Source organism: Albidovulum sp., from assembly GCF_049646345.1.
Lineage (GTDB): Bacteria > Pseudomonadota > Alphaproteobacteria > Rhodobacterales > Rhodobacteraceae > Albidovulum.
This window is the reverse complement of the sequence record NZ_JBARVQ010000196.1, coordinates 1-5,799: the sequence shown is the minus strand read 5'-3', so window position 1 is coordinate 5,799 and position 5,799 is coordinate 1. Positions and strand designations below refer to the sequence as shown.

The window sequence follows — 5,799 nt, the reverse complement described above, 5'->3', positions numbered from 1 at the left end:
TCACAGACCCGCGTTCTGCAACTGATGGAACAGCGCCTCGCCGAAGTCTCGAAGGGCATGAGCGAAAGCCTGCACGGCACCGCCACCCGCACCGCGCGCAGCTTGGGCGAGTTGCAGCAGCGGCTGGAGACGATCGACAAGGCGCAGTCGAATATCGAGAAGCTGTCGGGCGATGTCCTCAGCCTGCAGGATATCCTCTCGAACAAACAGACCCGCGGCGCGTTCGGGGAAATTCAGCTTAACGACATCGTGCGGAAAGCGATGCCGCCCGACGCCTTCACCATGCAGGCGACACTGTCGAACGGCAAACGCGCCGATTGCCTCATTCACCTGCCGAATCCACCCGGCCCGATTGTGATCGACTCGAAGTTTCCGCTGGAGGCCTACGAGGCTTTGCGCCGCGCCGAAAACCAGTCGCAACTGATCGAGGCCCAGCGCATGCTGCGTATCGCCGTGCGGGCCCATATCAAGGCGATTGCCGAGAAATACATCCTTGATGGCGAAACCGCCGACGGCGCGCTTCTGTTTCTGCCCTCGGAAGCGGTCTATGCCGAGCTTCACGCGAACTTCCCGGAACTTGTACGCGAAGGCTTCAACGCCAAGGTCTGGATCGTTTCGCCCACAACCTGCATGGCGACGCTGAACACGATGCGGGCGGTGCTGAAAGACGCCCGCATGCGCGAACAGGCGGGCGCGATCCGCACCACACTGCGCCAGCTTCACCGTGACGTGGAACTGGTGGTCGAGCGTGTCTCAAAGCTCGACACCCATTTCAACCAGGCGCGACAGGATCTTGACGGGATAACCACGGCGGCCGAGCGGGCGGGCAAGCGGGCGGCGAGGCTCGACAATTTCGATTTCGAAGAACTGGCACCGGAAGGCGATGTGGCACGCGTCGTGCCGCTGGCAAAGCCCTGACCGGGGCACATACCGAACTCACATCATCATGCTTGCACTGATCTGCTACAGGTCCAACACCTCAGAGGATCACGTGTCTGCGGTCACCGTGTCTGCCCAATGGGCCATGACTTCCGTCGCACCGCTATTGGTCTTCCCGCTCCGCCCGACCAGAGAGGGGCAGGCAAAGCTGTAGGGATAGACCGTACGCGGGGCAAAGGTGATTTCGGGGACGAGTCGCTGCAAACGGGCCAGAAGATCGGCAGGCATGGCGCTGTCCGCGATCGTCTTTTCGGCAAGGCTGACATCGATACGCGGTTCGTGGATGGCCTCATCGGCATCCATCCCATAATCGAGAAGGAATGAGGTCAATTGAGCAACGGCGGGCATGATCTTGCGTCCCCCTGCCGCCCCCAGACCAAAGCGGGCGCCGTCGGACCGCTCCAGAAGCGTCGGGCACATATTGGCAAGACAACGCTTTCCCGGCCCGATCGAATTCGGCTTTCCCGGTTCAGGATCGAACCACATGATCCCGTTGTTCATCAGGATGCCGCTTTCTGGCAGGATCATGCGCGATCCGAAGATGGACAGCAGAGTTTGGGTCACCGAAACCATCATGCCGTCTTCATCGACGACATTGAAATGCGTCGTACAGCTTGGGGCGGCCTCGGTGGCGGGGTCTCCCATCATCTCCAACCGCTCACGGTTAGCCTGCCGGATCGCCCGGTCAAAAGTCGCGAAATCCTCTGCCGTCGGTTTTGGTCCGACTGGCTGCCATTCCCCGAGCAGGTGCAAAACCCGCGCGAGAGTCGGACCGGCGGTCATGTCCGGCGTTCCGAAGACCTTGTGGCCCTTGTAGCCATATTCTGCGGCCGGAACGATCCGGGCCCGGTACTGGCGGAAGTCTTCAAGACTATGACGCCCGCCTTCGGCCTGAAGATCACGGATGATCTGTTCGGAAAGCGGCCCTTCGTAAAAGGCATCGGCCCCCTTGTTGGCGATGGTCGCAAGGCTTGCCGCGAGGGCGCGCTGATCGCAGCGGGTTTGGTCCAGTGCTGTCCAGGCCGATGCCATCGGAAATCCGTCGGCGTCGAAATAGGTCGCGCGGGACGCCGGAAAGCGGGCCAGACCCTTCGCCGCGCCCGAAAGGATCAGTTGTGCATACCAGTCGACGACCAGCCCGGCTTCCGCTTCGGCCACTGCAGGGCCAACAAGCTCCGCCCAGGGCAGGGTTCCGAATGCGCGGTGGGCCGCCCCCATCCCCGCCACCTGCCCCGGGATCGCAACGGACCTTGCCCCGATTGCATTGGCGTCGTCTTTCACGAGGGGCCAGGGGAACAGATCGCCCGCCTTGCCGTCGGTGACGGGATAGTCCTCTGTCCTCAGGCCCGCAGGTGCACGCATGCCGAAATCGACGACCTGAGCCCCGGCATCGCCCGCGCGCCGCACGATCATATAGCCCCCACCGCCGATCCCGCTCATCCAGGGCTCGACAACGCCCAGTGCAAAGGATGTGGCGATGGCCGCATCAACCGCATTCCCTCCCCTGCGCAACACACTGGCGCCGATCTCTGACGCGATGCGGTTCTGCGAGGCCACCAGCCCCTTTTCGCTGATGGCCGCCGGTTTGCGGATGTGCTGGGACTGGCTGGCGGAACGGCTCATCGGCGCATTCCTTTCCGGTCTTTCAGCGTTCGTCTTGTGATAAAGCCAACCGACAGTAGCGTCAGCAGCAGGAAGAGAACCGAGATCGGGGTCGATACGAAGACGGACCACTCACCCGAGGAGATGGTCAGCGCCTGCCTGACCGATTGTTCGCCGATGGGTTCCAGAACAAAGCCGATCATCATCGGAGCCAGCGGGAAGGCCAGTTTGCGCATCGCATAGCCAAGGATACCGAAACCCAGCATGACCCACAGGTCCGTCGGGCTGGAATTGAAGCCGAACACACCCAGCAGGCACAGGATCGCGATGATCGGATAAAGCACGTAGCGTGGGATCATGACGATCTTTGAAAAGAGCCGGATCGCGGCCAGGCCGATGACCGGCAGCATCAGCGCCGCGATCAGAAGGGCGATGAAAATCGCATAGACGAGGTCGAGGTTCTCGGCAAAAAGCTGCGGTCCGGGTGCGAGGCCGTGAATAAGAAAGGCCCCCAGCAGAACGGCGGTCACCACGTCGCCCGGCACACCGAGCGCCATGAGAGGGATCAGCGCACCTCCGGCCGTTGCATTATTGGCGGATTCAGCCGCCGCCACACCATCGAGCGACCCTTTGCCGAATTCTTCGGGGGTCTTGGAGGCCCTTTTCGCTTCGGAATAGGACAGAAACGCGGAAGGCGTGGCCCCAAGCCCCGGAATGGAGCCCAGAACAATTCCGATCGCCGAGCCGCGCAGGATCGTGGGCAGGCTTTCGCGGATCTTTGACCATTTGATCTGTGCCTTCGGCACAATGACATTCGACATGGTCCCGGCAACGGCTTCGGCCTGAATGAAAAGTTCCGAGACGGCAAACAGCCCGATCAGCATCGCCATCAATGAAACGCCATTCAGCATGGAAAGCTCGCCAAACGTGAAACGCGGCGTCGCCATCATCGGATCAAGACCTACCGTGCCGAAGATAAAGCCAACGGCGGCGGCGATAAGGCCCTTGATCATCGAGTCCCCCGAAACGCCCGCGACGATGGTCAGGGAAAACAGCACCAGCATCGCGAATTCCGGCGGCCCGAATTTTGTGGCAAGCTGCGCCAGAAGAAGCGCCCCGAAGATCAGCGCGATCGTCGATATCACATCGCCGATCACCGAGGACCAGAGCGCCATGCCCATCGCCTCACCTCCCCGGCCCATCCGGGTCAGCGGATATCCGTCAAGCACGGTGGCCGCCGCAGCGGGCGTACCCGGTGTGTTGATCAGAATGGCCGGAATGGAACCGCTGAAAAGCGCGCCCTTATAAGTGCCAAGCAACAGCGCAAAGGCGGTGATCGGGGTAAACCCATAGGTCAGCGGAATGACAAGCGCGATGCCCATGGTGCCGGTCAGCCCGGGCACAGCGCCCATGAAGACACCAAAGGCGACACCGACGAATATCGCGACCATGTTCTGGACGGACATCAACATGTCGAGGGCAGAGAGGATATCGGTAACCATGGAAACCCTCAGACCAGCGGCAGGTTCAGCCCAAGGCTGAACACCGCATAAAGAACAGCGGTTGCAAGGACGGTGACTGCAAGAACCGGCAACGGTTTTCGGGCCCCAAAGGCAATCATCAACACCGCAATCAGTGGAGGTGCGGCATAGAAGTAACCGAACCATTGAAAGAGAAGAATAAATCCGGCCATTGCTGCTGCGACGGCGATCACGATCCGGGTATGCGCCGGGGATGCCTTGACCGTGTCAGCCAGATCGCGGGGCGCTTCAGTGACAATCGCGATAACGACAAGGGCCAACCCGCCCATTCCGATCAGAATTGCGCCAAGCTTGGGAAAGAACTGCGGCGACATCGCCGAAGTGTCACTGCCAGGGACCTGGGTCGGGATCAGATAGGCATGCAAGGTGATGGCGAAACCCAGCAAGGCCAGCCCCGAGACCATGTCCGACATTTTCCGGTTCATTCAATCCCCCTTGGAAAGGTCGAAGGCCCGCAGAGAACGGTCGCGGGCCTTCACCATGTCGTCGATTACTTGCCGAGTCCCGCCGCGCGGATAATCTCGCCCTGAATCTCGTAGTTCTCGCGGACATTCTTTTCAAAATCTGCACTGTTGCGGTAGGTCATCTTCATCGCCAGCTTGTCGATGATCGCCTGCAGCTCTTCGCTTTCGGTGGCCGTCCTGATCGCCGCATCAAGCCGTTCGACCACATCTGCGGGCACACCATCGGCAGCGGCGATGCCTAGGATCGACGGTGCCGCGATGTCATAGCCCAGTTCCTGCAACGTCGGCACATCAGGAAATTGATCCATGCGGGCATCGGTGATGACGGCGAGCAGCCGGAATTCACCCGATTGCACCTGAGGCAGCCATTCGGTGGCACCAGCCATGACATCCACATGGTTGCCCAGAAGCGCCGTAACCGAAGCGGCCCCGCCCTTGAACGGCACGGCCTTCCAATCAAGGCCCTCTTCCATCGCCAGACGCTCCATCGTCAGATGCTGCGGCGTTCCCGTGCCTGCAATCGCATAGCTGATTTCGCCGGGGTTTTCCTTGGCGAAGGCAATCAGGTCCTGAAAGGTCTGGTAAGGCGCATCCGCAGGGACGACGACACCCAGATGCCACGCGCCATATTGCGCGATGAAGGTGAAATCCTTGAGAGTGTCATAGGGAAGGTCCTGGCGATGCGGTGAAAGAACTGCGGCACCCGTCGTGAAGGTAAAGACATTGTAGCCATCAGGCTTTTGCGCCGCTGCAAGGCCCGCCGCGACCGAACCGCCGCCACCGGGCTTGTTGATGACTGTCACGGATGTGCCAAGCTCTTCCTCAAGCAATGTGGCCAGAACCCGAGCGGTCGAATCCGTTGTTCCCCCCGCACCATAGCCGACCGTCAGGTTAATGCCCTTCGATGGCCATTCATCAGCCATCGCCGCCCCCGAAAACACCAACAGGCCAAGCGCGGCCGATCTAAGCAGGTTCCTCATCATTTCCTCCAGCTTTATCGTATAGCGATTTATACAGTCGATATGCAATTTTGGAATCTTTCTGTTGCCCCGTCAACCAGTAATTCCACACGGGTTATTGCAGTAATCGCGCGGCCTGTGCATTTTCCACCCAAAAGGAGGCCATTTCCGATGAGCTCGAATGCGCTGTTGAAAGCCCTGCAAACCCTTGAGTCCTTTCAGGCTTCCAACGGCTCTTTGACGGTCAAGGAAATCGCGGGGCTGACCGAAGAGACGGAAAGCTCCGTCCAGCGC

General features: G+C 60.4%; 5 protein-coding genes. 1 reads left to right on the top strand and 4 read right to left on the bottom strand.

The window, feature by feature from the left end:
- The coding region (locus WBB85_RS04790) for a DNA recombination protein RmuC (RefSeq protein ID WP_432637485.1) at window positions 1-918 on the top strand (918 nt) is incomplete at its 5' end.
- Window positions 919-987: 69 nt separating this feature from the next.
- Here WBB85_RS04790 and WBB85_RS04785 read toward each other — a convergent pair.
- From WBB85_RS04785 to WBB85_RS04770, 4 genes are all read right to left on the bottom strand, one after another.
- Window positions 988-2,562: a gamma-glutamyltransferase family protein gene (locus WBB85_RS04785; protein WP_432637484.1), complete on the bottom strand. Its 1,575-nt coding sequence runs from the start codon at window positions 2,560-2,562 to the stop codon at window positions 988-990.
- Window positions 2,559-4,043, bottom strand: a complete 1,485-nt coding sequence (locus WBB85_RS04780; RefSeq protein WP_432637483.1) for a tripartite tricarboxylate transporter permease — start codon at window positions 4,041-4,043, stop codon at window positions 2,559-2,561. Before WBB85_RS04780 ends, WBB85_RS04785 begins: the two co-directional genes overlap by 4 nt.
- A gap of 8 nt (window positions 4,044-4,051) precedes the next feature.
- Window positions 4,052-4,507 carry a tripartite tricarboxylate transporter TctB family protein gene (locus tag WBB85_RS04775; RefSeq protein WP_432637482.1) on the bottom strand — a complete coding sequence of 152 codons (456 nt, stop codon included), beginning with the start codon at window positions 4,505-4,507 and terminating at the stop codon, window positions 4,052-4,054.
- A 65-nt stretch (window positions 4,508-4,572) separates the two neighbouring features.
- Complete coding sequence (locus WBB85_RS04770) at window positions 4,573-5,526, bottom strand: Bug family tripartite tricarboxylate transporter substrate binding protein (RefSeq protein ID WP_432637481.1); 954 nt, start codon at window positions 5,524-5,526, stop codon at window positions 4,573-4,575.
- Between the last annotated feature and the right edge of the window lie 273 nt (window positions 5,527-5,799).

Coding starts and splice junctions, on each gene's coding strand:
- WBB85_RS04785 (WP_432637484.1), bottom strand. CDS start 2,562: ATGAGCCGTTCCGCCAGCCAGTCCCAGCACATCCGCAAACCGGCGGCC.
- WBB85_RS04780 (WP_432637483.1), bottom strand. CDS start 4,043: ATGGTTACCGATATCCTCTCTGCCCTCGACATGTTGATGTCCGTCCAG.
- WBB85_RS04775 (WP_432637482.1), bottom strand. CDS start 4,507: ATGAACCGGAAAATGTCGGACATGGTCTCGGGGCTGGCCTTGCTGGGT.
- WBB85_RS04770 (WP_432637481.1), bottom strand. CDS start 5,526: ATGAGGAACCTGCTTAGATCGGCCGCGCTTGGCCTGTTGGTGTTTTCG.